This window comes from Streptomyces sp. MJM8645, from assembly GCF_001625365.1.
GTDB lineage: Bacteria > Actinomycetota > Actinomycetes > Streptomycetales > Streptomycetaceae > Kitasatospora.
The window spans coordinates 1,845,091-1,870,464 of record NZ_LJJF01000001.1; the positions used below are offsets into that span (position 1 = coordinate 1,845,091).

General features: G+C 73.9%; 23 protein-coding genes. 9 read left to right on the plus strand and 14 right to left on the minus strand.

The window, feature by feature from the left end:
• Window positions 1-29: 29 nt before the first annotated feature.
• From efeB to A6F73_RS07835, 6 genes are all read right to left on the minus strand, one after another.
• The gene (gene efeB / locus A6F73_RS07810; protein ID WP_063347108.1) at window positions 30-1,283 is read right to left on the minus strand and encodes an iron uptake transporter deferrochelatase/peroxidase subunit; all 1,254 of its coding nucleotides are present in this window, start codon (window positions 1,281-1,283) and stop codon (window positions 30-32) included.
• A gap of 173 nt (window positions 1,284-1,456) precedes the next feature.
• Window positions 1,457-3,400 carry an ABC transporter permease gene (locus tag A6F73_RS43925; protein ID WP_079135513.1) on the minus strand — a complete coding sequence of 648 codons (1,944 nt, stop codon included), beginning with the start codon at window positions 3,398-3,400 and terminating at the stop codon, window positions 1,457-1,459.
• Window positions 3,397-4,137, minus strand: a complete 741-nt coding sequence (locus tag A6F73_RS07820) for an ABC transporter ATP-binding protein (RefSeq protein ID WP_063351026.1) — start codon at window positions 4,135-4,137, stop codon at window positions 3,397-3,399. The genes A6F73_RS43925 and A6F73_RS07820 overlap by 4 nt, the downstream gene beginning before the upstream one ends.
• A gap of 73 nt (window positions 4,138-4,210) precedes the next feature.
• Window positions 4,211-4,666, minus strand: a complete 456-nt coding sequence (locus tag A6F73_RS07825) for a GNAT family N-acetyltransferase (protein ID WP_063347110.1) — start codon at window positions 4,664-4,666, stop codon at window positions 4,211-4,213.
• A 145-nt stretch (window positions 4,667-4,811) separates the two neighbouring features.
• The gene (locus A6F73_RS07830; protein WP_159398396.1) at window positions 4,812-6,371 is read right to left on the minus strand and encodes a carboxylesterase family protein; all 1,560 of its coding nucleotides are present in this window, start codon (window positions 6,369-6,371) and stop codon (window positions 4,812-4,814) included.
• Window positions 6,372-6,681: 310 nt separating this feature from the next.
• On the minus strand, window positions 6,682-7,872 hold the full coding sequence (locus tag A6F73_RS07835; RefSeq protein ID WP_159398587.1) for an SAV2148 family HEPN domain-containing protein: 1,191 nt from the start codon (window positions 7,870-7,872) through the stop codon (window positions 6,682-6,684).
• A 545-nt stretch (window positions 7,873-8,417) separates the two neighbouring features.
• Here A6F73_RS07835 and glgX point away from each other — a divergent pair.
• The 3 genes from glgX to treZ all read left to right on the plus strand — a co-directional run bounded on the left by glgX (window position 8,418) and on the right by treZ (window position 15,008).
• Window positions 8,418-10,640, plus strand: a complete 2,223-nt coding sequence (gene glgX / locus A6F73_RS07840) for a glycogen debranching protein GlgX (RefSeq protein ID WP_079135515.1) — start codon at window positions 8,418-8,420, stop codon at window positions 10,638-10,640.
• A gap of 70 nt (window positions 10,641-10,710) precedes the next feature.
• The gene (treY, locus tag A6F73_RS07845; protein ID WP_063347112.1) at window positions 10,711-13,242 is read left to right on the plus strand and encodes a malto-oligosyltrehalose synthase; all 2,532 of its coding nucleotides are present in this window, start codon (window positions 10,711-10,713) and stop codon (window positions 13,240-13,242) included.
• A gap of 8 nt (window positions 13,243-13,250) precedes the next feature.
• Window positions 13,251-15,008, plus strand: a complete 1,758-nt coding sequence (gene treZ / locus A6F73_RS07850; protein WP_063351028.1) for a malto-oligosyltrehalose trehalohydrolase — start codon at window positions 13,251-13,253, stop codon at window positions 15,006-15,008.
• A 13-nt stretch (window positions 15,009-15,021) separates the two neighbouring features.
• Here treZ and A6F73_RS07855 read toward each other — a convergent pair whose 3' ends face one another.
• Both A6F73_RS07855 and A6F73_RS07860 read right to left on the minus strand, forming a co-directional pair.
• The gene (locus tag A6F73_RS07855) at window positions 15,022-15,915 is read right to left on the minus strand and encodes a transketolase C-terminal domain-containing protein (RefSeq protein WP_063347113.1); all 894 of its coding nucleotides are present in this window, start codon (window positions 15,913-15,915) and stop codon (window positions 15,022-15,024) included.
• A 106-nt stretch (window positions 15,916-16,021) separates the two neighbouring features.
• Window positions 16,022-16,735, minus strand: a complete 714-nt coding sequence (locus A6F73_RS07860) for a transketolase (RefSeq protein WP_063347114.1) — start codon at window positions 16,733-16,735, stop codon at window positions 16,022-16,024.
• A gap of 57 nt (window positions 16,736-16,792) precedes the next feature.
• Here A6F73_RS07860 and soxR point away from each other — a divergent pair, with 57 nt between their 5' ends.
• A complete protein-coding gene (soxR, locus tag A6F73_RS07865; protein ID WP_063347115.1) occupies window positions 16,793-17,332 on the plus strand; it encodes a redox-sensitive transcriptional activator SoxR in 540 nt (179 codons plus the stop codon).
• A gap of 106 nt (window positions 17,333-17,438) precedes the next feature.
• Here soxR and A6F73_RS07870 read toward each other — a convergent pair whose 3' ends face one another.
• Window positions 17,439-17,975: a GNAT family protein gene (locus A6F73_RS07870; RefSeq protein ID WP_063347116.1), complete on the minus strand. Its 537-nt coding sequence runs from the start codon at window positions 17,973-17,975 to the stop codon at window positions 17,439-17,441.
• A 51-nt stretch (window positions 17,976-18,026) separates the two neighbouring features.
• Window positions 18,027-18,671 carry an SUMF1/EgtB/PvdO family nonheme iron enzyme gene (locus tag A6F73_RS07875; RefSeq protein WP_063347117.1) on the minus strand — a complete coding sequence of 215 codons (645 nt, stop codon included), beginning with the start codon at window positions 18,669-18,671 and terminating at the stop codon, window positions 18,027-18,029.
• A 76-nt stretch (window positions 18,672-18,747) separates the two neighbouring features.
• Here A6F73_RS07875 and A6F73_RS07880 point away from each other — a divergent pair, with 76 nt between their 5' ends.
• Both A6F73_RS07880 and A6F73_RS07885 read left to right on the plus strand, forming a co-directional pair.
• Window positions 18,748-19,392, plus strand: coding sequence for a CatB-related O-acetyltransferase (locus A6F73_RS07880; RefSeq protein ID WP_063347118.1), 645 nt, complete (start codon window positions 18,748-18,750; stop codon window positions 19,390-19,392).
• A gap of 124 nt (window positions 19,393-19,516) precedes the next feature.
• Entirely contained in the window at window positions 19,517-19,948 is a 432-nt protein-coding gene (locus tag A6F73_RS07885; RefSeq protein WP_063347119.1) for an SRPBCC family protein, read from the plus strand.
• A 22-nt stretch (window positions 19,949-19,970) separates the two neighbouring features.
• On the opposite strand, the gene A6F73_RS07890 is transcribed toward A6F73_RS07885, so the two are convergent.
• The 3 genes from A6F73_RS07890 to A6F73_RS07900 all read right to left on the minus strand — a co-directional run bounded on the left by A6F73_RS07890 (window position 19,971) and on the right by A6F73_RS07900 (window position 21,258).
• A complete protein-coding gene (locus A6F73_RS07890) occupies window positions 19,971-20,432 on the minus strand; it encodes a hypothetical protein (RefSeq protein WP_159398397.1) in 462 nt (153 codons plus the stop codon).
• A 92-nt stretch (window positions 20,433-20,524) separates the two neighbouring features.
• On the minus strand, window positions 20,525-20,812 hold the full coding sequence (locus A6F73_RS07895; RefSeq protein WP_063347121.1) for a hypothetical protein: 288 nt from the start codon (window positions 20,810-20,812) through the stop codon (window positions 20,525-20,527).
• Window positions 20,809-21,258, minus strand: coding sequence for an ATP-binding protein (locus A6F73_RS07900; protein WP_063347122.1), 450 nt, complete (start codon window positions 21,256-21,258; stop codon window positions 20,809-20,811). The genes A6F73_RS07895 and A6F73_RS07900 overlap by 4 nt, the downstream gene beginning before the upstream one ends.
• Before the next feature lie 319 nt (window positions 21,259-21,577).
• On the opposite strand from A6F73_RS07900, the gene A6F73_RS07905 reads away from it, so the two are divergent.
• The 3 genes from A6F73_RS07905 to A6F73_RS07915 all read left to right on the plus strand — a co-directional run bounded on the left by A6F73_RS07905 (window position 21,578) and on the right by A6F73_RS07915 (window position 24,071).
• Window positions 21,578-22,423 (plus strand): helix-turn-helix transcriptional regulator, encoded by an 846-nt coding sequence (locus A6F73_RS07905; RefSeq protein ID WP_063347123.1) that lies wholly within the window; start codon window positions 21,578-21,580, stop codon window positions 22,421-22,423.
• On the plus strand, window positions 22,420-22,641 hold the full coding sequence (locus tag A6F73_RS07910) for a DUF397 domain-containing protein (RefSeq protein ID WP_244293326.1): 222 nt from the start codon (window positions 22,420-22,422) through the stop codon (window positions 22,639-22,641). The genes A6F73_RS07905 and A6F73_RS07910 overlap by 4 nt, the downstream gene beginning before the upstream one ends.
• Window positions 22,642-22,811: 170 nt before the next feature.
• Entirely contained in the window at window positions 22,812-24,071 is a 1,260-nt protein-coding gene (locus A6F73_RS07915; RefSeq protein WP_063347125.1) for an alpha/beta hydrolase-fold protein, read from the plus strand.
• Window positions 24,072-24,793: 722 nt separating this feature from the next.
• Here the strand turns inward: A6F73_RS07915 and A6F73_RS07920 are convergent.
• Window positions 24,794-25,348 (minus strand): hypothetical protein, encoded by a 555-nt coding sequence (locus A6F73_RS07920; RefSeq protein ID WP_063347126.1) that lies wholly within the window; start codon window positions 25,346-25,348, stop codon window positions 24,794-24,796.
• Window positions 25,349-25,374 lie beyond the last annotated feature (26 nt).

Below are 25,374 nucleotides of genomic sequence, written 5' to 3' on the forward strand. Positions count from 1 at the left end.
TGGGGCGACGGGCGCGCGGACCGGGGCGTTCAGGTGGTGGTGAGGAGGGTGCGGCCGAGCCAGTCGGTGGTGTCGTGGGCGCCGGGGAGGACGTAGAAGTAGCCGCCGCCGGTGGGGCGGAGGTGGCGGGCGAGGGGTTCGGCGTTGAGGCGGGTCTGGACGGCTTCGAACTGGCGGGCCACGTCCTGCTGGTAGCAGCAGAAGGCGAGGCCGAGGTCGGGTTCGCCGTCGGGGTCGAGGCCGCGGTCGTAGTTGAAGGCGCGGCGCAGGATGCGGCTGTCGCGGGTGCCGTCGGTGCGGGGGTTGGCGAGGCGGATGTGGGAGTCGAGGGGGATGACGGCGCCGTCGGGGTCGTTGCGGTAGTCGGGGGTGTCGGTCTCGCCGGCGGCGCCGAGCGGGGCGCCATCGTTCTTGCGCCGGCCGATCAGGCGTTCCTGCTGCTGGAGCGGCACCTCGTCCCAGCCGGCGACGAGGGTGCGGATGGCGCGGATGACCTGGTAGCTGCCGCCGGCGGCCCAGCGCGGTTCGTCGCCGCCCTCGCCGACCCAGACGAGGGCGTCCAGTTCGCGGGCGTTCGCGGTGTCGGGGTTCTCGATGCCGTCCTTGAAGCCGAGCAGGTTGCGGGCGGCGCCGGTGGGGCGGGAGCGGTTCTGGAAGCCGTCGAGCTGCCAGCGCGGGCGGATCAGGCCGTGGGTGCTGCGCAGCAGGTCGCGGATGGTGTGCTGGACGGTGTCGCGGTTCTCGGCGCAGATCTGGAGCGAGAGGTCGCCGTGGCATTCGGCGGGGCGCAGCGCGTCGACGGGGAAGGGGCGCATGGCGGTGAGCCGGCGGGGGCGGTGGCGGGTGAGGCCGTAGCGGGTGTCGAAGAGGGAGGCGCCGACGGCGACGGTGACGGTGAGGTCGTCGGTGGGCAGGTCGGGGCCGAGGGTGCCGCTGTCGGAGGGGGCGGTGGCGGGGCCGAGGTCGGGCGGGGTGCCGCCGGTGGTGAGGAAGCGGATGCGGTCGGTGAGGGTGCGCAGGAGGGTTTCGAGGGCCTTGCGGTCACGGGCCTTGACGTCGAGGGCGAGGAAGGTGCCGTAGCCGGGGGGCGGGTTGGTGATGCCGGCCTGGTGGCGGCCGTGGAAGTCGATGCGCCGGGTGGCGGGGCGGGGCGCGGCCTGGGCGGGGCGGGCGCCGGTGAGGGTGAGGGCTCCGGCGGTGGTGGCGCCGAGGGCGGTGCGCAGGAGGCCGCGGCGGGTGGCGCGGGGGTGTTCGGAGCCGGTGGAGTGCGGGCTGTCGATCATGGACGGGACGCTAACAAGCGGTCGGGCCCGGTGCTCGGGTGAGCGCCGCGCCCGACCGCCGGTCACCATCCGTCCGGCCTACTCCCCTCACCCGGGCGAGGGGCACCCGGGTGAGCGCCGCTGAGCGAACGTCACCAGGAGACCGTCACCGGGCGAAGGTCACCGGCCGAACGTCACCGGGCGCGGGCGAGGGCGATCCGGCTGGGCAGCACGCTGGCGGCGACGGCCAGGGCGAGGCAGACGGCCGCGGCGGCGCCGAGCGGGAGCCAGGGCAGGTGCGGGTCGATGGCGGCCTGGCCGGCCAGGATGCGGTGGTTGAGCAGGGCGGTGGTGCCGTACTGGGTGAGGGCGGTGACGGCGAGGGCCAGGACGGCGGCGGTGGCGACGACCAGGACGGCTTCCAGGGCGACCATGTGCAGCACCTGACGGCGCAGGGTGCCGGCCAGCCGCAGGACGGTGAAGTCGCGTCGGCGGTCGGCGGCGGACATCACCATGGTGTTGGCGATCGCGATGAGCGCGTACAGCAGGGCGGGGCCGAGGATCGTGGTGGTGGCGATCCACGCGTAGTGGGCGCCGGGGTCGGGGCCGGGGGCGCGGGCGTCGGTGAGTTCGCCGCCGAGCCGGTCGGCGGCCGGGGGTTCGGCGGAGAGGTGGACGGCGCCGGGGTGGGCGCCGGCCAGGTGGGCGCTGGTGGCGTCGCCGCTGAGCAGGATCTCGTCGAGGCCCAGCTGGGTGCGGTAGACGAGGGCGAGGCGCAGGGTGGTGACGGTTCCGTCGGCGAGGCGCAGGTGGACCTGGTCGCCGAGGGTCCAGCCGTGGCCGCGGGCCTGGTCGGTGGAGGCGGCGAGGGTGGCGCCGTGCAGGTCGGCGGCGGCGCCCTGGACGACGGGCAGGGTCCAGGCGGTGGCGAGGTCGCCGTCGACGACGGTGGCGGCGGAGGGGGCGGAGGCGGGTGAGTCCTCGCCGGGGTCGGCGAAGTCGGCGGGGGCGGCGCCGAGGCCGGTGACCACGGTGGGGGTGGTGGCGGTGGCGCGCAGGCCGGGCCGGTCGGCGGTGAGCCGGTGTGCGGCGTCGTCGGGCAGCGTGGTGGCGCCGGGGCGCAGCACGTACCGGGCGGCGGTGGTGGCCCGGTTCTGGGCGGTCATGGCGTCGGCGAAGGCGGCGGTGGAGCCGATGACGGTGCCGGTGAGGGCGATGGTGAGGAAGGCGGGGGTGGCGGTGGAGACGGTGCGGCGGACGGCGGTGAGCGCGTTCTGCCGGGCGAGCAGGGGTGCGGCGCCGACGGCGCGGGCCAGTGGCGCGCTGAGCGCCCGGACCAGGGGCGGGACGATCAGCGGGGCGAACAGGGCGAGGGCGGTGATCGTCAGCAGGTCGGCGCCGAGGACCCACTGGGAGGCGAGCTGCGGGTCGGCCGGCTGGTCGCCGGGGGCGGCGGGCATGGTCGGGGCGGCCAGGTAGTAGCCGACGGTGCCGGCCAGGGCGAGCAGTCCGGCGAGGGCGCAGGCCCAGCGCACGGGCGTCATGACCGTACGGTCGACGGCGGCGTCGCCGAGTGCCTCGACGGCCCGGACCCGGCCGGCGCGCAGGGCGGCGGTGACGGCGCCGAGCAGGGCGACGAGCAGGCCGACGGCGGCGGCGGTGAGCAGCGGGGCGGGGGCCGGGTGCGCCGCGAAGCCGTCCGGGGCGGCGCCGCGGGCGACCAGCCAGGCGGCGAGGGCGGGCGCGCCGGGCAGGGCGAGCAGGCAGCCGGTGACGGCGGCGGCGAGCGCGACGACGGCGGCCTCGCCGGTGATCAGCCCGACGACCTGACGGGGGGTGGCGCCGACGGCGCGCAGCATCGCGATCTCCTGACGGCGCTGGGCGACGGCGAAGGCGAAGGTGCCGGCGACGACGAAGACGGCGACGAAGGCGGCCATCGCGGCGCTGAACAGGAGCACCTTGTGGAGGGAGGGCGCGCCGAGCGGGGAGTCGTCGCCGGCGGTGTTGTCGAGCAGCGTGCCGGTGGTGGCGACCAGGGTGACGCCGAGGGTCAGGGCGAGGTAGGAGCCGGCGAAGGCGGCCTTGCGGCGGCGCAGTGCGGCGGCGGCGACGGGCAGCAAAGTAACGAGGGATCTCATGCCGCCGTCTCCAAGGCGGTCATCCGCTCGGCGATCTGCGGGGCGGTGGGGTGGTCGAGGTCGGCGACGAGGCGGCCGTCGGCGAGGAAGAGCACGCGGTCGGCGTAGGAGGCGGCGACCGGGTCGTGGGTGACCATGACGGTGCTCTGGCCGTCGCGGTCGACGAGTTCGCGCAGCAGGGCGAGGACGTCGCGGCTGCTGGCGCTGTCGAGGGCGCCGGTGGGCTCGTCGGCGAAGAGCACCTGCGGGCGGGTGATCAGGGCGCGGGCGATGGCGACGCGCTGCTGCTGGCCGCCGGAGAGCTGGGAGGGCAGGTGTCCGGTGCGTTCGCCGAGGCCGACCTGGGCGAGGGCGCGGTGGACGTCGGCGCGGTCGGGGCGGCGCCCGGCCAGGCGCAGCGGCAGGCCGACGTTCTGTTCGGCGGTCAGCGAGCCGACCAGGTTGAAGGCCTGGAAGACGAAGCCGAGCTTCTCGCGCCGCAGGACGGTCAGCCTGCTCTCAGTGAGTGCGGCGAGGTCGGCCCCGTCGAGGACGACCCGGCCGCCGTCGGGCCGGTCGAGCCCGGCGGCGCACTGGAGCAGGGTGCTCTTGCCGGAGCCGGAGGGGCCCATGACGGCGGTGAAGGTGCCGCGGGCGAAGTCGACGTCCACTCCCCTGAGCGCGTGGACGGCCTCCGGCCCGGTCCCGTAGGTGCGGTGCAGTTGTTCGAGGCGCAGTACGGCCCCGTCATCCCCCATGATCATCACGGGGGCTATGACTACCACGGCCGCCCCTGCTCCGACCAGCCCTGACCGCTGGGGCGGGCCCGGTTCAGGCGGCGGGCTCGCGGACCAGGTAGACGTCGATCGGGTCCTCGTGGTCGAGGACGAAGCCGTGGCGCTCGTAGAGGCGGCGGGCGGGGCTGCCCTGGAGGACGTCGAGGCGCACGGGCTCGCCGGCGGCGTCGGCCTGGGCGAGGAGGTGGCGCAGGACGGCGCTGCCGAGGCCGCGGCCCTGGTGGGCGGGGGCGAGGTAGAAGTGCTCGATCCAGCGGCCGCCCTGCTCGGCGGGGCGGACGGTCACAGAGCCGGCGAAGGCGCCGTCGACGAGGATGACGGAGCTGTGGCGGCTGGAGAAGCCCGCCCGCAGGCGCCGGCGGACCCGGTCGTCGTCGTAGCGGCCGAGGCGTTCGAGGTCGGCGCGCAGCACGACGGCCTTGAGTTCGGCGACGGGTTCGACGTCGGCGGCGGTGGCGGGGCGCAGGGTCCAGGCGGCGAGGCTGTTCACGGCCCGCAGTGTGGCAGCGGCCGCACCGGCCTGGCCAGCGGGTTTCGGGGGCCGGACACCGGGGCGGGGCGTGCCGAGGGGGCCGGGCGGTGGCCCGGCCCCCTGCTCCGACGGGCCGGCGGGAAGGCGGGAAGGCGGGAAGGCCTCAGCGGGTGCCGAGGTCCAGGGCGGGGAAGGTGTAGTCGTCCCAGAGGGCGCGTTCGTCGTCGTGCGGGGCGTACTGGACGCTGGGGTTCAGGTCCCAGATCCGGGTGGCCCGCGCGTCGGCGGTGTAGGACGGCCAGCCCGGGTCGCCCTGGCGGGCGAAGGAGGCCCAGGCGTCGGCCATCCGCTCGGACAGCCGGGTGAGTTCGGGCCGCTGGGCGGCGACGGTCTGCGCGCCGCGCGGGATCGCGCCGAGGTCCAGTCCGCCGAAGACGAAGGGCAGTTCCAGGGTGTGCATGGCGCCCAGGTTCTGGGCGGCGGGCAGGCCGGGGACGTAGGGCACGTGCCAGTCGAACTGGTAGACGTAGGTGGGCCGCCAGCGGGACTGGGCCTCGGCCAGGCGCAGGGTGGGGATCCGCTCGGTCTGGTCGGTGAGCATCGCGTTCACCACCCGGCCCTCGGTGGCCCCGGGGCGGTCGGCGGCGTACCGGTCGTACATCTGCTGTTTGCGGTCGGCGAGCACCGGGGGCAGGTTGCGGTAGGCGCTCAGCGGGAGGTCCGGCAGCGTGGGGTCGAACAGCGCCCAGTAGTCGGTCTCGTTCTCGGTGGTGCCGGTCATCACGTCGACGTCGCGGGCGCTGCCGGCGGCGATCCGTTCGACGACCGGGCCGGGCACCAGCGCCCCGTCGATGGAGGGGCCGAAGAAGACCGCGGAGGACAGTCCGGAGAGCCCGTGCTGGACCTGTTCCTGGAGTTCGAGGACCTGTTGGGTGCTCAGCCGGTCGAGGTCCGCGACGGTGTGGATGCCGCCGGTGGCGAAGACCTTTCCGGCGGTGGCCTGCGCGGCGGCCGCGGTGTGCACCAGGTAGCCGGGCCCGCTCTCGACGATGGCGCGCTGGAAGAGCTGCTCGGGGTGGTCGCCGGCCAGCAGGGCGCTGATCGAGATCGCGCCGGCCGACTGGCCGAAGACGGTGACGTTGCCCGGGTCGCCGCCGAAGGCGCCGGCGTGCCGGCGCACCCAGGCCAGCGCGGCGCTCTCGTCGCGCAGCCCGTTGTTGCCCGAGCCGGCGTAGGACGGGTCGAGCGCGCCGAGTTCCGTCCAGCCCAGGATGCCGAGCCGGTAGTCCAGGTTCACCACGACGGCGTCGCCGCGCTCGGCCAGCAGGCCGCCGTCGAAGACGGGCTGGCCGGCGGCGCCGAGTTCGTCCGCGCCGCCGTGCAGGAAGACCATGACGGGTTTGCGGGCGCCGCCGTGGTGCGCCGACCACACGTTGAGGTACAGGCAGTCCTCGGTGCCGCCGCCGCCCGCGCTCAGGTCCTGCGGGCAGCCGGGGCGGGCCCGGGTGGCGCGCAGCGTTGCGGGCCAGGGTGCGGCCGGCTGCGGCGGGCGGAACCGGCGCTCGCCGGTGGGCGGCGCCGCGTACGGGACGCCCAGGTAGGCGCACCGGCCGTCCTGGGACACCCCTTGCAGGCGGCCGACGGAGGTCGCCGTACGGCAGCCGCCCGTCTCCCGGGCCTCGGCGGGGACGGCCGGCAGCAGGCCCAGCAGGGCCGCCGCCACACCGGCCAGTGCGAGCGGCCAGCGCCAGTGGGCGGTTCCGCCGCTTTCCCCCGGCCGTCTTCCGCGCAGCCCCGCCCCGGGCCCTTCGCCCAGCCTTCCGCGCGCTGCCCCCCGTCCTGTCCCGCGCTTCGTTCCGTACACCACGGCGCACTCCCATCGACGTCGTCGCGCCGCTCGTGCGGCCGCGACCCCGTCTCCAGCTTGCGCGGCCCGGCCCGGGGGTGTCGCCGCCGCACGGATGGATTTCCGGGCCTCCACCCGGGGGTGGAGAGGGGCAATTGACGATCCGTCAGGAACGGGGGGTGCGGGTTCAGGACACCGGCCGGGAGTCGCCCCAGGCGCCCTCGAACTCCTCGCGGTAGACCTCCAGCAGGCCCTGCTCGCTGCCGCCGGGCTGCTGGCCGGCGCCGCCGCGCAATACCAGGGCCGGGGACTCCATGCCCCGGGCGCGGCGCAGGTAGGGCTGGATGACGCCGAGGTCGCGGCTCTGGCGGCGGCCGCCGACCTGGCCGGTCGGGCGGGGGCCCTCGACGAGGTAGGCGGTGAAGCGCGGGGTCTCGTCGAAGACCCGGATCTCGAAGCCGCCCTGGTCGCGCAGCCGGGCCCGCACCCGGCGCACATGCATGATGTTCATCTCGATGGAGCGCGACAACTCACCGCGCCCGAGGCCGAGTTCGCGTTCGCGGCGGCGGACGGCGCTGCTCGCCGGGTTGAGGAAGAGCAGGCGGACCCGGCAGCCGTCGCCGGCCAGGCGCACCAGCCGCTTGCCGGTGTAGTTCTGGCAGAGCATGCCGAGGCCGATGCCGAGCGCGTCCAGGCGCCGGGCGCCGTCCAGCAGGTCCTCGACGGGCAGGTCGCGCTGGAGACGGACGCGGTCGGCGTGCACGGCGACGACGTCCGCGTACCGGCCGGCCACCAGCGACTCGACGACGTCGGCGGGCACGCCGCCGGCGCCGCCGTCCAGGACGGCGAGCAGGCGGGCGGCGGCGCGTTCGGTCTGGGCGAGGACGGTCTGGGTGAGCACCCGGTTGCGGGAGACCACGTGCCGGGCCACTTCCAGTTCGTCCAGGGCGAGTTCGATCTCGCGCCGGTCGGACAGGTAGGGCTCGAAGCAGGGCCAGTGCTGGACCATCAGCTCGCGCAGCTGGGGCAGGGTGAGGAAGACCAGCGGGTCGTCGTCGGCCGGGTCGAGCAGGTAGCCCTTGCGGCGGCTGACCTCGCGGACGGCTCCGGCCCGGTGCGCCCACTCCTCGCCGGCGGGGCCGGCGGCGGCGGTGACCCAGTCCTCGCCGTGGGCGGGGGCGTAGATGGGGTGCAGCACCTCGTCGACGAGGGAGCGCAGCCGCTGCTCGACGAGGTTGAGCCAGACGTAGGCGCGGCCGGACAGCCGGACCCGCTGGTAGGCGTCCTCCCATTCGGCGGCGGACCAGGCGAGGGCGGGGATCTCGACCGGGCCGCCCTGGGCGGGCACCAGGGGGCGGCCGGACAGGGTGGGGCGCATGACGACCGTGGGCGCCTCGCTGCGGGCGCCGCCCCGGTCGGGGCCGTCGGGCCCCGGGCCGCGGCCGCCGGCGGGGAACACCATGCGCCACCTCACCTGGTCTGCTGTTCTACGCTCCGCCCCTGCGCGGCTGATGGAGCGCCACCGGCCCGGGGGCGGCCGGACGATCAAGGGTACTGCCCGCCGCGAGCGGTGCGCAGCCGGATGGCCCCCGGGGCCCGGCACCACCACCAGGCCCACCCTTCACAGACCCGCGCCCATCGCAAGCCCCGCCCGCCATAGGCCCCGCTCGGCGCAAGCCCCGCCCGCCGCGAGCCCGGCCCCGCTTATCACAGGAATGCCGGCTGGACACCCGTTCGGGCGAACCGGCCGCACATGTCCCGGCCGCCGGGGGAAGGCTCGGGGAGTATGCGCACTGTGCCGTGCGTCACGGCGCGCGAGCGCCGCACATGCCCGGCCGCCCGGCCGGGAAGAGAGCGTCCGGGTCCGGGCACGTTATCGGACTACACGTCAGTTTCCGTTGAGTGCAAGGAAGTTGAGGACTCATGCAGGTCTGGCCCGGTAAGCCCTACCCCCTCGGCGCCACCTACGACGGGGCCGGCACCAACTTCGCGGTGTTCTCCGAGAGTGCCGACCGGATCGAGCTGTGCCTGATCGACGAGGACGGCTCGGAGACGGCCGTCGAACTGCGCGAGACGGACGCCTTCGTCCGGCACGCCTACCTCCCCGGCGTCCAGCCCGGCCAACGCTACGGCTTCCGCGTCCACGGCCCGTACAACCCCGGCCTCGGCCAGCGCCACAACAGCGCCAAACTGCTGCTGGACCCGTACGCCAAGGCGATGAGCGGGCACATCGACTGGGACGAGGCCGTCTACGGCTACCACTTCGGCGCGCCCGAGCGCCGCAACGACCTCGACTCCGCCCCGCACACCATGCACTCGGTCGTGATCAACCCGTACTTCGACTGGGGCACCGACCACCCGCCGCGCACCGACTACCACCGCACCGTCATCTACGAGGCGCACGTCAAGGGCCTCACCCGGCTGCACCCGGGCATCCCCGAGGAGATCCGCGGCACCTACGCGGGCCTGGCCCACCCGGCGGTGATCGAGCACCTGGCCAAGCTCGGCGTCACCGCGATCGAGCTGATGCCGGTGCACCAGTTCGTCCGCGACCACCGGCTGCGCGACCTGGGCCTGTCCAACTACTGGGGCTACAACACCATCGGCTTCTTCGCCCCGCACTCCTCCTACGCCTCCAGCGGCGACCGGGGCCAGCAGGTGCAGGAGTTCAAATCGATGGTCAAGGCGCTGCACGCGGCCGGGATCGAGGTGATCCTGGACGTCGTCTACAACCACACCGCCGAGGGCAACCACCTCGGGCCGACGCTGTCCCTGCGCGGGCTGGACAACGTCTCCTACTACCGCCTCGCCCGGGACCAGCGCTTCTACGAGGACACCACCGGCACCGGCAACAGCCTGCTGATGCGCAGCCCGCACGTGCTCCAGCTGATCATGGACTCGCTGCGCTACTGGGTCACCGAGATGCACGTCGACGGCTTCCGCTTCGACCTCGCCGCCACCCTGGCCCGGCAGTTCCACGAGGTCGACCGGCTCTCCTCCTTCTTCGACCTCGTCCAGCAGGACCCGGTGGTCTCCCAGGCCAAGCTGATCGCCGAACCCTGGGACCTCGGCGAGGGCGGCTACCAGGTCGGCAACTTCCCGCCGCTGTGGACCGAGTGGAACGGCATGTACCGGGACACCGTGCGCGACCTGTGGCGCGGCGAGACCGCCGCCCTCGCCGAGTTCGGCTCCCGGCTCACCGGCTCCTCCGACCTCTACCAGGACGACGGCCGCCGCCCCATCGCCTCCATCAACTTCGTGACCTGCCACGACGGTTTCACCCTGCGCGACCTCGTCTCCTACAACGACAAGCACAACGAGGCCAACGGCGAGGACAACCGCGACGGCGAGTCCTTCAACCGCTCCTGGAACTGCGGCGTCGAGGGCCCCTGCACCGACCCGGCCGTCGAGGAGCTCAGAGCCCGCCAGCAGCGCAACCTCATCGCCACCCTGATGCTCTCCCAGGGCGTGCCGATGCTCTCCCACGGCGACGAACTCGGCCGCACCCAGCAGGGCAACAACAACGCCTACTGCCAGGACAACGAACTCACCTGGGTGCACTGGCCGGACGGCGACGGGCCCGAGGCGCGGCTGCTGGAGTTCACCCAGGGGATGATCTGGCTGCGCCGCGACCACCCGGTGTTCCGGCGGCGGCGCTTCTTCCACGGGCGGCCGGTCCCCGGGCGCCCCGGGCCGGGGACGCTCGCCGCCGGCGGCCGCCCCTCCGGCGGTCACGCCTCCGGCCGTCACCTCTCGGGCGGTCACCTCTCGGGCGGCTACGACTCGGGCGGCTACGACGACCTCACCGACATCGCCTGGTTCACCCCCGGCGGGGAGGAGATGACCAAGCGCAACTGGGGCGCCAGCTACGCCAAGTCGCTGACCGTCTTCCTCAACGGCTACGCCATCTCCGAGCCGGACCGGCGCGGCGGGCGGATCGTCGACGACTCCTTCCTGCTGATGTTCAACGCGCACTTCGAGCCGCTGGAGTTCACCCTGCCCGCCGACCACGGGCAGGAATGGCAGGTCGTGGTCGACACCGCGCAGGCCCGGCTGCCCGCCCCGGGCGCGGGCGCGCGGGTCAAGGCCGGGGACGCGCTGTGGCTCACCGACCGCTCGCTGATGGTGCTCCAGCGGCCGGCCTGACACCCCGCGCTCACCTGTTCGGACCAGCAGCGGGTCTTGGCGGCGGGCTCCCCCGGGTACTCATGGACCTATGACCTCCGCCGCCGAGCCCGCACCGCCCCGCCCGGCCGCCCCCTCCCCCTCATCCGCCACCGCTACCGCTACCGCCACGGCCCCCACGGCCAGCTACCGCCTCCAGCTGCAACCCGGCTTCACCCTCCACGACGCCGCCGCCGCCGTTCCCTACCTCGCCGCCCTCGGCGTCTCCCACCTGCACCTGTCCCCGCTGCTGGAGGCCGCCCCCGGCTCCACCCACGGCTACGACACCGTCGACCACGGCCGGGTCAGCGAGCAGCTCGGCGGCGAGGCCGCCCTGCGCGCGCTGGCCGCCGCCGCCCACCGGCACGGCCTGCGGCTGCTCGTCGACGTGGTGCCCAACCACATGGCGGTGCCCGTCCCCGAGCGGCTCAACCAGCCGCTGTGGCAGGTGCTGCGCGACGGCCCCGACTCGCCGTACGCGCGCTGGTTCGACATCGACTGGGCGGCCCAGCCGGGCCCCGTCGACGCCCCCGCGCGCGGCCGGGTGCTGCTGCCGCTGCTCGGCGACCGGCTCGGCGCCGTGCTCGACCAGCTGGTGGTGGACGGCGAGGTGCTGCGCTACCACGACCACGAGCTGCCGCTGCGGCCCGGCACCTCGGGACTGCCGCTCGACGAGCTGCTCGCCCGCCAGTGGTACCGGCTCGCCTGGTGGCGGCTGGCCCGCACCGAACTGAACTACCGGCGCTTCTTCACCGTCAACGAGCTGATCGCCGTCCGGGTCGAGGAGCCCGAGGTGTTCGCCGCCACCCACGCCACCCTGCTGCGGCTGCACGCCGACGGCGTCGTCGACGGCTTCCGGATCGACCACCCCGACGGGCTCGCCGACCCGCGCGGCTACCTGCGCCGCCTCGCCGGCGCCACCGGCGGGGCGTACACCGTCGTCGAGAAGATCCTCACCGGCGACGAGCGGCTGCCCGCGGACTGGCCGGTCGCCGGGACGACCGGCTACGACGCGCTGCGCCGCATCGACGGCGTGCTCACCGACCACGCGGGCGCCTGCCGGCTGGCCGGGGCGTACGCGGCGTTCCTGACCGGCTCCGCGCCGGACGGCCAACCCTGCGCCGACCCCCACCCGGCGGTCGCCGCCGCCCGGCGCGGGCGGGCCGACATGACCTCGCCGCACGGCGAGCTGGCCGCCGAGGTCGACCGGCTGGTGCGGATCGCGCTGCGGATCGGCGCCGCCGAGCCCGCGCACTCCGACCACGCGCCCTGGCAGCTGCGCGCGGCGCTGCGGCGGCTGTTCACCGGCTACCCGGCGTACCGGCCGTACGCCCGGCCCGGGGAGCCGGTGCCGCCGGCCTCCGCCGAGCAGCTGCGCGCGGCGCTGGGCGGCTCGGCCGACCCGACGGACCGGCTGGTCGCCGCCCTGGCCCTCGGGGAGCTGGGGAGCGGGCCGCAGAAGGACGAGTTCTGCGAGCGCTTCGCGCAGACCGCCGCCGCCGTCGCCGCCAAGGGCGTCGAGGACACCGCCTTCTACCGGTGGAACGCGCTGCCCGGCCTCAACGAGGTCGGCGGCGAGCCCGGCCGGCCGGGGCTGCCCCCGGCCCGGTTCCACGACTGGTGCCGCTACCTGGAGCGCGCCTGGCCGCACAGCATGACCGTGCTGTCCACCCACGACACCAAGCGCAGCGCCGACGCCCGCGCCCGGCTCGCCGTCCTAGCCGAGCAGCCCGAGGCCTGGGCCGCCGAGGCCGCCGCCTGGTCCACCGCCGCCGGGCCCGGCCCCCGCGGCGATCACGACCGCGAAGGCCGCCACGACGGCGAAAGCGGCCCCGACCCCGGTGCCCGCGACGGCGACTGGCTGCTCTGGCACACCCTCGTCGCCGCCTGGCCGATCGACCCCGACCGGCTCGTCGCCGCCCTCCTCAAGGCCGCCCGCGAGGCCAAGCTGCACACCTCCTGGACCACCCCCGACGCGCGCTTCGAGCAGGCGCTCACCGCGCGTGCCCGCGCCGTCCACACCAACCCCGGACTGCTGCCCCGGATCGAGGGCCTGGTGCACGCCCTCGCCCCGTACGCCCGCGCCAACACCCTCGCCGCCGCGCTGCTGCACCTCACCGTCCCGGGCGTGCCCGACCTCTACCAGGGCAGCGAGGAGCCGCTGTACACCCTCGTCGACCCGGACAACCGGGGCGTGGTGGACCTCGGCGCGCTCGCCGTCCGGCTCACCGACGCGGCCGCACCGCGCCCCGGCGACCTCGCCCGCGAGAAGCTGCACCTCACCAGGGCGGCGCTGCACCTGCGGCGCGACCGCCCGCTCGGGCCCTACCGGCCGCTGAGCGCCGCCGGCCCCGCCGCCGACCACCTGCTGGCCTTCGCCCGCGGCGCCGACGTGGTCACCGCCGTCACCCGGCTCCCGTACGGGCTGGAGCGCGCCGGCGGCTGGCGCGGCACCGTCCTGGAGCTGCCCGAGGGCGGGCCCTGGACGGACCAGCTGACGCTGCGGACCCACCCGGCGGGCCCGGTGCCCGTCGCGCGGCTGCTGGCGGACCGGCCGGTGGCGCTGCTGACGAGGAGGAGCTGAGCGTGCGGATCTACGAGGTGTGGGCGCCCCTGGCCACCGACCGGGTCGAGGTCGAGGTCGACGGCTCCGCCCATCCGCTGGCCCGGTGCCCGCAGCGCCCGGGCTGGTGGACCGGCGGCGCCCCGGCCGGCGACTACGCCTTCCGCCTCGACGGCGGGCCGCCGCTGCCCGACCCGCGCTCCCCCTGGCAGCCGCACGGGCCCGACGGACCCAGCCGCCCGGTCGACCACGCCGCGTTCCGCTGGTCGCAGACCGGCTGGCGCGGCCGCGCGCTGCCCGGCGCCGTGCTGTACGAGCTGCACATCGGCACCTTCACCCCCCGCGGCACCTTCGACGCCGCTGCCGAACACCTCGACCACCTCGTCGAGTTGGGCGTCGATTTCGTCGAACTGATGCCGGTCTGCCCGTTCCCCGGCCGGCACGGCTGGGGCTACGACGGGGTCTCGCCGTGGGCCGTGCACGAGCCGTACGGCGGGCCCGAAGGGCTGAAGCGCTTCGTCGACGCCGCCCACCGCAAGGGCCTCGGCGTGGTGCTGGACGTCGTCCACAACCACCTCGGCCCCTCCGGCAACCACCTTCCCGCGTACGGCCCGTACTTCACCGACCGGCACCACACGCCGTGGGGGGCGGCGGTCAACCTGGACGCCCCCGGATCCGACGAGGTGCGCCGCTACCTGATCGGCAGCGCGCTCGGCTGGCTTCGCGACTACCGGATCGACGGCCTGCGGCTGGACGCCGTGCACGCCCTCGCGGACGACCGGGCCGTCCACTTCCTGGAGGAACTGTCCCACGAGGTCGATAAGTTGGCCGTCGCGACCAACCGCCCGCTGTTCCTGATCGCCGAATCCGACCTCAACACCCCGCACACCACCGCCCCGCGCGCGGCCGGCGGCCAGGGCCTCACCGCGCAGTGGAGCGACGACTTCCACCACGCCCTGCACTGCGCGCTCACCGGCGAATCCCAGGGCTACTACGGCGACTTCGCGCGCCACCCGCTCGCCGCCCTCGCCAAGACGCTCACCCGCGGCTTCTTCCACGACGGCACCTGGTCCGGCTTCCGCGGCCGCGGCCACGGCCGCCCCTTCCCGCCGGACGGCGGACACCGACTGCTCGGCTACCTCCAGACCCACGACCAGATCGGCAACCGGGCCCTCGGGGACCGCATCTCCACCTGCCTCACCACCGGCCGGCTCGCCTGCGGCGCCGCGCTGGTGCTCACCTCGCCGTTCACCCCGATGCTGTTCATGGGCGAGGAGTGGGGCGCCGCCACCCCCTGGCAGTACTTCACCGACCACACCGACCCGCAGCTCGCCGAGGCCGTCCGGCAGGGCAGGCGCCGGGAGTTCACCGACCACGGCTGGGCCGCCGAGTCCGTCCCCGACCCGCAGGAGCCCGCCACCGTCCTGCGCTCCGTCCTCGACTGGACCGAACCCCGGCGCGCCCCGCACGCCGAACTCCTCACCTGGCACCGGACGTTGATCCGGCTGCGCCGCGACCGGCCGGAGCTGTCCGACCCCGGCCTCGGCGCGGTACGGGTGGCCTACGACGAGGCGGCGCGCTGGCTGGTGGTGCACCGGGGCCCGTACCGGATCGCCGTCAACCTCGGCCCCACCGAAGCCGCCCTGCCACTGGACGGGACCGGGCGCGAACTGGTCGCGGCCTTCGGGGCGGCGGCACTGGACGGGACGGCGGTACTGGACGGGACGGCGGTACGGCTGGGGGCGGACGCGGTGGCCATCGTCGCGGTGGCGGTCGGCGCGGCCTGACCCGCCACGCGCGTCACCAGAGGAAGGTGCCGATCCGCTCCCGCAGCGAGGCCGCGTCCAAGCCGTAGGCGCTCAGGTGCTCCGCGATCGAGCCGTAGTGCCGGTGCTCCTCGCGCGGCACGCCCAGGCCCAGCACCCGGTGCGGGCGGTCGGCCAGGGCGGCGTGCGCCTCGTTCGCCGAGGTGCCCGCCAGGTACGGCTCCACCAGCACCACGTCCGCCCGCTCCCCCACCGCCGCCCGCAGCCCGGCCGCGTCGAAGGGGCGCACCGTCGCCGCGTACAGCACGGTGGCGTCCAGGCCCTCGGTGGCCGCGAGCACCGCGTCCAGCATCGGCCCGACCGCGAGGACCACGCCGCGCGAGCCCTGCCGCACAGTGGTGAACCGGCCCGCCTCGACCGGCAGGGCCTGCGCGTTCTGGTGCGCCGAGAGGCGGACGTAGACGTTGCGGTCGCCGTCCGCGACGGCGTGGCGCAGCAGCTGCTCGGCCTCATCCGGGTGGCCCGGCACATGGACCGTCCAGTCCGGCAGGGTGTCCAGCAAGGCGACGTCGCCCGGGGACATGTGGGTGCGGCCGCCGGCCGGCCAGTCGTAGGAGCCGGCCGCGCTCACCAGGACAGCGCCGACGCCCTGGTGGACGAGGTCCAACTTGACCTGCTCAAAAGGCCGTTCGATCAGGAAGCTGGCGAAGGTGTGGGCGATCGGACGCATCCCGGTCAGCGCCAGGCCGCCGGCCGCGCCGATCAACAGTTGCTCGCGGATGCCGACGTTGACCACCCGGTCCGGGTGGCGCTGCTGGGCCGGGGCGAAGGCGGCCGCGGTGATGTCGGCGAGCACCACGGCCAGCCGGGGATCCTCGTCCAGCAGGCGGCTGGTGACGTCGATGAAGCGGTCGCGCATGGTGTCCATCGGTGAAGTGCCTTTCGGTTCGTGCTGGTTGGCGCGTGCGTGCTGGCTTGGCGCTTGCGTGAGGGCTCGCGGGCCCAGGAGGCCTCGGGCTCAGGAGGTCTCGGGCTCAGGAGTCCTTGGGCTCGACCCGGGCGACCACCACGTGCGGGCGGCCCGGGTGCTCGGCGGTGTAGGCGCGGTACAGCGCCTCGTGGTCGCGGCCGTCCACCGTCGCGGTGGACCAGTCCTCGGCCGCGAACCGGGCCGCGATGCCGCCGTGCCAGCCGTGCGTGGCCGAGGAGTTGTCGATCACCACCACGTGCAGCCGCTCCAGCCCGTACGCACCGGCGAAGGCCACCGCCTCGTGGTTGGAGCCCTCGTCGAACTCGGCGTCGCCGACCAGCACCCACACCGCCGGGTCGGTCAGGCCCTGCGCCCGCAGCCCGAGCGCCGTGCCGACGCCCAGCGGCAGGCCGTGCCCGAGCGAGCCGGAGGCGATCTCCACCCCGGGGACGAGCATCCGGTCCGGGTGGTGGCCGAGCGGAGAGTCGTAACCGCCGAAGCTCGGCAGCACCCCGGGGTCGATGAAGCCCTTGGCCGCGAGCACCGCGTAGTACGCCATCGGGCCGTGGCCCTTGGAGAGCAGGAAGCGGTCCCGGTCCTGCGCCCCGGCCCGCTCCGGGCTCACCCGCAGGACCCGGTCGTACAGCACCCAGAGCGCGTCCAGGGTGGAGGTGGCGGCCGGGCCGTGCTTCTCGTCGCCGGTCATCAGGCCCATCAGCGCCGACAGGTCCTCGAAACGGGTGGTTTCCGCGAGGTCCGCGGTTGCGTTCGTCGTCATGACCACGATGGTGCAACTTAAAGTCGACTTGAGGTCAAGCGGCTAGAGTGGGTGCCCATGACCGCGACCCCGGACCACGGCCGAGCACCCGGCCCGCACCGCGACGACCTGCTCACCATCGGCCAACTCGGCCGCCGCAGCGGCCTCGCCGCCTCCGCCCTGCGCTACTACGAGAGCCTCGGCCTCATCCACGCCACCCGCACCGCCGGCGGCCAGCGCCGCTACCCCCGCGGCACGCTGCGCCGGATCGCCTTCGTCCGCGCCGCCCAGCGCGTCGGACTCTCCCTCGACGAGGCCCGCGTCGCCCTCGACCGGCTCCCCGAGCGCCCCGCCCCCAGCGGCGCCGAGTGGGACCGGGTCGCCGAATCCTGGCAGAGCCGCATCGACGAGCAGATCGCCGAGCTCCAGCGCCTCAAGGCCAAGCTGACCGGCTGCATCGGCTGCGGCTGCCTCTCCCTCTCCCGCTGCTCCCTCTACAACGCCGCCGACCGCGCCGCCGACACCGGCCCCGGCGCCCGCTACCTGCTCACCCGCGACCCGGCCGGCGGCCCGGAACCCCTCTCCCCCGCCGCCACCGACGCCTGCGGGCCCCACTGAACCGCTCCGGCGCGGGGCGCTTCCCTCATCCCGACCCACCTCGGCGGGAGTTGAAGCCCTCCGCGCGGACGCTGGACGCCCTCGCGGAGGAGTGGTTCGGGATCGCCTAGGTCCGGTCAGAAAGCGGCCGGGGGTCGGTGCGCAGCAGGCTGTAGCGGACCACGTCACGCCACTGGCCGTCCCGGAAGCCCATGCTGCGCTGGACGCCCTCACGGACGAAGCCGCACTTCTCCAGCGCGCGCTGCTCGGCGAGGTTGGTGTCCTCGGTATCCGCCTCCAGCCGCATCACCACGGTGTGGGCGAACAGGTAGTCCACCAGCAGTTGTTGGGCCCGCGTGCCGATGCCCCGGCCGCGCGCCTCCGGGCGGATCATGATGCCGAGGTTCCAGTACGGCGCCAGGTCCGGCCGGCCGACCTGCCGCCAGGCGACGAACCCGGCGAACTCGCCCCCCACGAGCACCGCGAGCATCGACTGCTCGGGCGCCAGCAGGCCGTTCTCCGCCCAGAGGCGCCGGGTCCGCCCGGGGTCGCGCCACCCGAACCACTGGAACGGGCCCGACGCCCTGGGGTCGTTCAGCAGTGCTTCGAGCGGGGCGAGGTCGGCTTCGCCGATCGGTCTGAGGGACACCGGTGCGTCGTTCATGCAGGGCCCAACGGTCCGTGACCGGGCCCGGGTTCCCCGCGGCGCGCGCCTTCAGGCGGTGATCGACCGGGCGAGCCGGAAGCCGACGTCGTCGATCCGCAGGGTGGGGTGGCTGCGGCGGCGGACGGAGGCGCGGCAGCTCCAGTGCTCGTCGAACCAGCCGCCGCCGCGCAGCACGCGGTAGCCGCCGTACACCTCGGCGTCGTACACGTCCCAGCACCACTCCCACACGTTGCCGAGCAGGTCGTACAGGCCGAAGCCGTTGGGGCGCAGGCCGCCCACCGGGTGCGGGCGCTCGTCCGAGTTGCCGCGGTGCCACGCGATCTCGTCGAGCGGCCCGTAGCGGGGGCCGTCCGTTCCGGCGCGGCAGGCGTACTCCCACTCGGCCTCGGTGGGCAGCCGGTAGCCGTCGGCGGCGCGGTCCCAGGTGGCGGACTCGCCGTCGAGCCGGTAGGCCGGCGCCAGCCCGTCCCGCCGGGACAGTTCGTTGCAGTAGCGGACGGCGTCGTACCAGGAGACGCTGTCGGCGGGGAGCCGGTCGCCGGCCCCGGCGCCGTACTGCTCGCGGGTGACCGGACAGGCCGCCAGCTCGTAGGGGGCGAGCTCGACGGTCCAGCTCCGCTGCGTACGGCGGTCCGACAGCGTGACGCGGCCGGGCGGGACGGCGATCAGGTCGGTTCGGGTGCTCGCATCCATGGGCCGCGATCCTAGCCCGTGGGATGATCAATGTCCTTTCCGCTCTTCACACCTGACGATCAGGAGTGGCACCGCCATGAGTTCCGTCCCGCCGGACCCTTCGACTCTCCACCCGGTGGCCGGGCAGCCGCGCGTGGTGCTCCTCAAGCCGTTGGTGACGTCCCCGCTGATCGACGTCGGCGACTACTCCTACTACGACGACCCGGACGACGCGACCGCGTTCGAGACGCGCAACGTGCTCTACCACTACGGCCCGGAGCGGCTGGTCATCGGGAAGTTCTGCGCGCTGGGTACGGGGGTCCGGTTCATCATGAACGGGGCGAACCACCGCATGGACGGCCCCTCGACCTTCCCGTTCCCCATCATGGGCGGAAGCTGGGCCGAGCACTTCGACCTGGTCACCGGCCTCGCCGGCCGCGGGGACACGGTGGTCGGCAACGACGTCTGGATCGGCTACGGCGCCATGGTGATGCCCGGCGTGCGCATCGGCCACGGCGCGATCATCGCCTCCGGCGCCGTCGTCGTCGACGACGTCCCCGACTACGGGATCGTCGGCGGCAACCCGGCCAAGCTCATCCGCACCCGCTACGCCGAGGCGGACATCGCCCGCCTGCTCGCCCTCGCCTGGTGGGACTGGCCGACCGACCACCTCACCCGCCACCTGCGCACCGTCATGTCCGGCACCGTCGACGACCTCGAAGCGGCCGCGCCGGGAAGGTGAACATCCCGCGCGAATCGCCAGGCCCCCTGGCGTCGCCCGTACGGCGGCCCGAGGATGGTGTCCGTCCGCACGGCGGCCCGAAGATGGTGTCCGTCCGTACGAAGGCCGGCGAAAGGCGACGACGATGGCAGGCACGAAGGTCAGTACGGTCGTGGAGGCTCCGGCCGAGCAGGTGTGGGAGCTGCTGGGGGACTTCCACAACCTCGGCGGCTGGCACCCGGGCCTGCCGGCCAGCAGCCTCGGCAACGAGCTGACGGGCAACGCGATCGGGTCGGTCCGGGTGTTCGAGATCGACGGCGCGGCGCTGCACGAGACGCTGCTCGCCTACGACGAGGAGGCCCGCAGCTACACCTACAGCTTCCCCGAAGGGGCGTTCGAGCTGTACGGCTACCGGGCGACGCTGCGGGTCACCCCGGTCACCGCGCTCGACGCCAGCTTCGTGGAGTGGGGCGCCACGTACGACGTCGAGGCCGAGCACCGCAAGGACTCCGCCGACCGCCTCCACGGGGTGTTCACGACCGGCCTGGCGGCGCTGCGCGAGCGGTTCGCCAGCTGACGGCGGCGGGCCGTCCGGGAGTTCAGCGCCCCATCACCGCGTAGAGCGCGACCAGCGACCAGCCCAGCAGCGACAGCACCCCCACGGTCCACCCGAGGACGGCCGCCGTCTGGCCGTACTCGGGGCCGCGGGCGCGCTGGAACGCGGCCACCAGCGCGGGGATCGCGGCGACCGGCAGGAACAGGAAGGCCGCCAGCATGAGCCACGCGCCGAACCCGATCACGAACCAGATGCCCACAAACAGCAGCGGCACCGAGGCGATCGCCACCACCGCGCCCGCCGCCGCACAGGCGGTCCGGAACGGGCCCCGCTCCCGGTAGCACACCGGCACGGCGGCGGCCGCAGCGCTGACCAGCGCGATCACGTGCAGGAACGAGAACGAGCCGCCCAGGCCGAACGCCACCAGCACGAGCGCCAGCGGGAGCAGGCACACCGCGGCCGCCAGCCCCGCCAGCACCCTCGCACTCCCCGGCACCACGGCCACGGCTCCCCCTTGCGCCCACTTATTTGAACGCGTTCAAAGCTAGCACGCACCACGCCGGGAGAAGCGGCAGGGCCGGCCCGTCGCGCGACGGCTCACCATTCGCCTCCGGGGGGCGTCCAGCCGAGACGCAGGTGGTGGAGGGAGTCGGGGAGAACGACAGGGAGGTCGAGCGGGCCCGCACTGGCGAGGTAGCCGGCGACGAAGCGGTCGGCGGACGGGCCTGTGAGGTAGCGCTCGAACCACAGCCACTGGGGACGGCTCATGGGCTGGAACTGGAGGGAACGCCAGAGGGCGTCGAGCGCCTTGGGGAGGAGGGCGTAGATCGTCGGCGGCATCAGACCGCCGGTGATCTCGGCGGTGACCAGGCGGTCCTCGTTCACGCCACACGCTCCACGGGGGCGGAGGAGGCGGCGGCGGAACCGATCTCCGACCACACGATCTTCCCGATGGGCACGCGCGGGCAGCAACCCCAGCGCTCGGACAGGAGCTTGACGAGGAGAAGGCCCCGTCCGGACTCGTCATCGGCGGACGCAGGGCGAAGGAGCGGCGCGCGGTCACGGCGCGCGTCGTGCACCTCGATGCGCAGTCGCGAGGGGATGAAGGAGAGGGAGAGCCACAGCCGGTTGCCGATCGGAGTGCCATGCACGACGGCATTGGTGACGAGCTCGGAGACCACCAACAGACCGGAGTCCGCGAAGAGTTCACCGGCGGGGGTCGAGTCGAGGAGCCGCAAGAGCGCCTGCCGGGCCTTCGCCGGCGACCGCCGACTGCGCAGCAGCCAGCAGCTGGACACGAACTCGGGGGGATTGTCAGGCGATTCGAACATGGCGAAGCCACCTTCGGGAGCGAGTGGAGAAGATCCAAGGCAGAGCTGCCGACTCGGCGGGCTTCCACGACCAGCGCAGCACCCAGCACGAGGCGCCGGAATGCGCGCCCACCGACCTACACAGGCGTTCACAGTCAGCTAGCACTCCGTTACTCAAAGCATGATGCACGCCACATCGGAAGCGCAAGGCAAGTCGAGCAAATATGAAAACTTTCACCTTGAGTGGCAAGGCGTCGCCCTTAGACTCCCCGAAGGTGGTGGCGAAGCATCACATACGCCATGCACACTGGTTCTTGGAAGCTTTGAAGGGGTCACATAGATGGCGGTCGCAGTACCAGCCGTGCGATACCGGCGCATCGCAGCCGAGCTCAGGCGACTTCGCGAGCTCAAGAACCTGTCGGCCGAAGAGGTGGCGGCCCAGGTCGACGGCGTCAACCTGGTGAAGCTCAGCAGATACGAGAACGCCCGCGTCCAGCTCAAGCCGGACGTCGTCCGCGCGCTGCTCGACTTCTACGAGTGCGACGAGGAGCTCAAAGAGGTCCTCGTCGAGATCCTTCGAGACAAGCGGCGTCCCGGCTGGATCGCGGGCTACGAGCAGTTGAGCCCGCTCTACACGGATCTGATCCGCCTCGAAGAGACTGCCGTGGGCAACAAGTCGTACGAGTCTGCCTACATCCCTGGCCTGCTCCAGACGCGCCAGTACGCTCACGCCATCATCTCCAGCGGCGTCATAAAGAAGCCCAGCGTCGAAGAGCGAGTCGAAGTCCGGATCAACAGGCAGTCCGTCCTGACTCGATCCGAGAACCCGCTGAAGCTATGGGCCGTGATCCACGAGTCGGCCCTGACCATGAGTGCCGCCCCAGGCGTGATGGCTGACCAGCTGGACAAGCTGCTGCAGTTCAGCCGGCTCCCCAACATCAGGATCCAGGTCATGCCGGCCATGGCTCCGCCGCACCCCGGCATGACCGGGCCGTTCGCACTCCTGGAGTTTCGGCAACGCGATCTCGACCTGGTTCTGCTCAGCGGAATGCTCAGCAGCGACTGGGTTGAGGACCCGGACCAAGTCGATGTCTATCGAGCGGCGTTCGACGAAATCATGGCAGCCGCCTTGTCTCTGGACCAATCTCTCAACCTCATCACACAGAAGAGAGACACGCTCAAGTGACCCACTTCCCTGTCGCCTCCGCACTCCCTGTGCAGTGGAAGAAGGCAAGCGCCAGCAACCCGAACGACAACTGCGTCGAAGTAGCAGCCAGCATCACCGGCATCGTCCCGGTCCGCGACAGCAAGGACCCGCACGGCCCGGCCCTCAGCTTCAGCCCCGAGGCCTGGCAGTCCTTCATCGCCGCCGTCCAGACGGGCGAGCTCCCGGCAGCTCGCTAGCCTCAACTGTCCTGGGCGGCCCCATGCCGAGCACGGGGCCGCCCCCGGATTGACGTCCACGCCCGGTCCACGACACCGCGCCAAGTGCATCGACTCGCGCTCCCAGCCTTCTTCCAGCGACCTGCCAGCCTCTCATCGACTTCTCATCCGGCACCCCTAGCCTCCGCCAGATGAACGTCTCCCTGCTCGGCGGCTGGTTCCCCTGGGCCGTCCAGGCCGTGGCCCTCACCCTGTTCCTGGCCGCACTCGGCTGGCGGGACCGGGTCTGGCGGCTGAAGTGGGGCCCGGTCGCCCTCGGGACGGCGCTGCTGCTCACCGCCCTCGCCGCCGTCGGCGTGCTCACGCTCGCCGGGATCACCGATCCGATCCCGTTCGGGGTGTGGCTGTGGGGCGGGGTCGCGGTCGCGGCGGTCAGCGCGCTCGGGTTCGGCTGGCGCGGCGCCCGCTGGTGGCGCCGGGCGCTCGCGCCGCCGGCCGCGCTGCTCGCCCTGTTCTGCGCCGCCAACAGCGTGAACATCGCCACCGGCTACTACCCGACCCTCGACGACGCGATCGGTGAACTGAGCGGGCAGCCGCTGCCGGAGCAGATCACGCTCGCCGAACTCGGCTCCCTGCACGGGAAGACGAAGACCGGCCGCATCGTCCAGGTGGACATCCCGAGCACGGCCAGCGGCTTCACCCACCGCCAGGAGCTCGTCTACCTGCCGCCCGCGTGGTTCCGCAGCCAGAACCGGCCGAAGCTGCCGGCGCTGGAGCTGATCGGCGGCGAGTTCGCCGCGCCCGACAACTGGATCCGCTCCGGCAACGCCGTGAGGACCGCGGACGACTTCGCCGCCAAGCACAACGGTTTCGCGCCGATCCTCGTCTTCGTCGACGCGACCGGCGGCTTCCGGGTCGACACCGAGTGCGTCGACGGCCCGCACGGCAACTCCGAGAGCCACCTGCTCAAGGACGTCCCGCCGTTCGTCCAGAAGACCTTCAACGCCGCCACCGACCCGCACAAGTGGGGTGTGGCCGGCTGGTCCATGGGCGGCACCTGCGCCGTCGACCTCACCGTCGAACACCCCAACGTCTTCACCCACTTCGGCGACTTCTCCGGCGACAAGGGCCCCTCCACCGGCGACAAGGACCACACCGTCCAGGAGCTGTACGGCGGCGACGCGGCCGCCTGGGCCGCCCACGACCCGCTGACCGTCCTCGCCCACCACCCCAAGTACCAGGGCGTCTCCGGCTACTTCGGGCAGGGCGACGAGGAGCACGGCCAGATCGAGTCCGCCAGGGCCCTCAACGACGCCGCCCGGAAGGACGGCATCCGCACCACCACCGCCGTCGGCTCCGGCAAGCACACCTGGCAGACCGGCGCCGCCACCTTCGCCCAGGCCCTCCCCTGGCTCGCCCAGCAGCTCGGCGTCCCCGGCACCCACGCCTGATCCGCCACCGGTCCGGGGGCGCACCGTGCCGGGCCGGGCCAGGCGGGCCGCCCGGCGGGAGGGCGGCGGATCCGGTCGGGGGAAAGCCTTGGCATCAGTCGTCCGCCGCGACCGGCCGCGGGCCCGCACGGGCGGGTCGGCCGGGGCTGCGGCCGACCGGCAAACCCCCGCCCGACAGGGGGAATCCGCGACCGCGCGCCGTCTCGCCGACCGGTCGGGCGCCGAGGGCCCGCCATACCTTCCGACACGCCCGCACACACGTTCACCACCAACGCCCCCGCAGCGGCCGGGGAAGGCGGCCTACCCGCCGGTATCCCGCTTTGCTCCCGGCGGCCCGGTGGCATAAGTTTCGACCGCCGTCGACGCAGCCGACCCCGACCGCCCCTCGGAACAGAGGAGCGCAGCGGGCCGGCGGCCGGGCGGCAGAACGTACGGGGGAAGGGAACAGCCATGCCGAGTGCCGGCATCCGCGAGGCGACCGGGCAACGGGAACGGGCGGACGGCGCCGCGCACACACGGCCCGGGACCACCGCGGGCCCGGCCCCGGGCCACTCGGCCCGCTCGGGCCGCTGACCCGGCGCCACGCCCCGACCACCACCACAGAACCACCACAGACGGCCCCGCGCACCGCCGAGGCGGCGCACGGGGCGGACGGCAGGTCGGCCCGTCCGGCACAGGGGACCGGACGGACCGACCGCCGCACCAGCACAAAAACCAAAGGGTCAGAGGCCGAGGCTGCTGAGCGCGGTGGTCCAGTCGGTCACGATGGCGCTGCGGGCGTCGTCGAGGCCGACCGTGCCCTTGCAGACCGCGTTCTTCAGCTTGGTCTCGACGCCGTCCTTGCCGGTCGCGGTCTGGCTGCCGTAGCGGGGCTCGGGCCAGAGGTTGCGCGGGTCGCGCGGGGCGCCGCCGAGCTCCAGCGGGACGAAGTGGTCCTCCTCGTAGTCGGACAGGTTGGTGTCCACGTAGCCGTACTGCGCGATCTGCTGCGCCTTCAGCGCGTTGGTGTAGCTGGTCGGCGGGCGGACGGTGGAGGTCCAGCCGGAGACGCAAATGGTCTGGCCGATGGTGGCCTGGGTGACGTCCGGGTTGTAGGCGCCCGGCGTGCAGGACGGGTCGGGCAGCGGCAGGTAGGCCTGCGAACAACTCGCCGCGAGCGGACGGATCTTGACGGGTGAGCCCTTCGCGGGGGCGGCCTGCGCGGTGCCGGCCGCGAGCCCGGCGGCGGCGAGGGCGGCCGCCGCGGCGACGACGGTGAGACGCTGACGGAGCATCATGTGGGGAGATCTCCTAGGCCTTGCCC

Excerpts from the sequence above, each read along its gene's own strand:
- A6F73_RS07855 (WP_063347113.1), bottom strand. The coding sequence starts at position 15,915 with ATGGACACCATGCGCGACCGCTTCATCGACGTCACCAGCCGCCTGCTG.
- efeB (WP_063347108.1), bottom strand. The coding sequence starts at position 1,283 with ATGATCGACAGCCCGCACTCCACCGGCTCCGAACACCCCCGCGCCACC.
- treY (WP_063347112.1), top strand. The coding sequence starts at position 10,711 with ATGACCTCCGCCGCCGAGCCCGCACCGCCCCGCCCGGCCGCCCCCTCC.
- A6F73_RS07880 (WP_063347118.1), top strand. The coding sequence starts at position 18,748 with ATGAGTTCCGTCCCGCCGGACCCTTCGACTCTCCACCCGGTGGCCGGG.
- A6F73_RS07900 (WP_063347122.1), bottom strand. The coding sequence starts at position 21,258 with ATGTTCGAATCGCCTGACAATCCCCCCGAGTTCGTGTCCAGCTGCTGG.
- A6F73_RS07915 (WP_063347125.1), top strand. The coding sequence starts at position 22,812 with ATGAACGTCTCCCTGCTCGGCGGCTGGTTCCCCTGGGCCGTCCAGGCC.
- A6F73_RS07875 (WP_063347117.1), bottom strand. The coding sequence starts at position 18,671 with ATGGATGCGAGCACCCGAACCGACCTGATCGCCGTCCCGCCCGGCCGC.
- A6F73_RS07885 (WP_063347119.1), top strand. The coding sequence starts at position 19,517 with ATGGCAGGCACGAAGGTCAGTACGGTCGTGGAGGCTCCGGCCGAGCAG.
- A6F73_RS07860 (WP_063347114.1), bottom strand. The coding sequence starts at position 16,735 with ATGACGACGAACGCAACCGCGGACCTCGCGGAAACCACCCGTTTCGAG.
- glgX (WP_079135515.1), top strand. The coding sequence starts at position 8,418 with ATGCAGGTCTGGCCCGGTAAGCCCTACCCCCTCGGCGCCACCTACGAC.
- A6F73_RS43925 (WP_079135513.1), bottom strand. The coding sequence starts at position 3,400 with ATGAGATCCCTCGTTACTTTGCTGCCCGTCGCCGCCGCCGCACTGCGC.
- A6F73_RS07870 (WP_063347116.1), bottom strand. The coding sequence starts at position 17,975 with ATGAACGACGCACCGGTGTCCCTCAGACCGATCGGCGAAGCCGACCTC.
- A6F73_RS07920 (WP_063347126.1), bottom strand. The coding sequence starts at position 25,348 with ATGATGCTCCGTCAGCGTCTCACCGTCGTCGCCGCGGCGGCCGCCCTC.
- A6F73_RS07820 (WP_063351026.1), bottom strand. The coding sequence starts at position 4,137 with ATGGGGGATGACGGGGCCGTACTGCGCCTCGAACAACTGCACCGCACC.
- soxR (WP_063347115.1), top strand. The coding sequence starts at position 16,793 with ATGACCGCGACCCCGGACCACGGCCGAGCACCCGGCCCGCACCGCGAC.
- A6F73_RS07905 (WP_063347123.1), top strand. The coding sequence starts at position 21,578 with ATGGCGGTCGCAGTACCAGCCGTGCGATACCGGCGCATCGCAGCCGAG.
- A6F73_RS07835 (WP_159398587.1), bottom strand. The coding sequence starts at position 7,872 with ATGCGCCCCACCCTGTCCGGCCGCCCCCTGGTGCCCGCCCAGGGCGGC.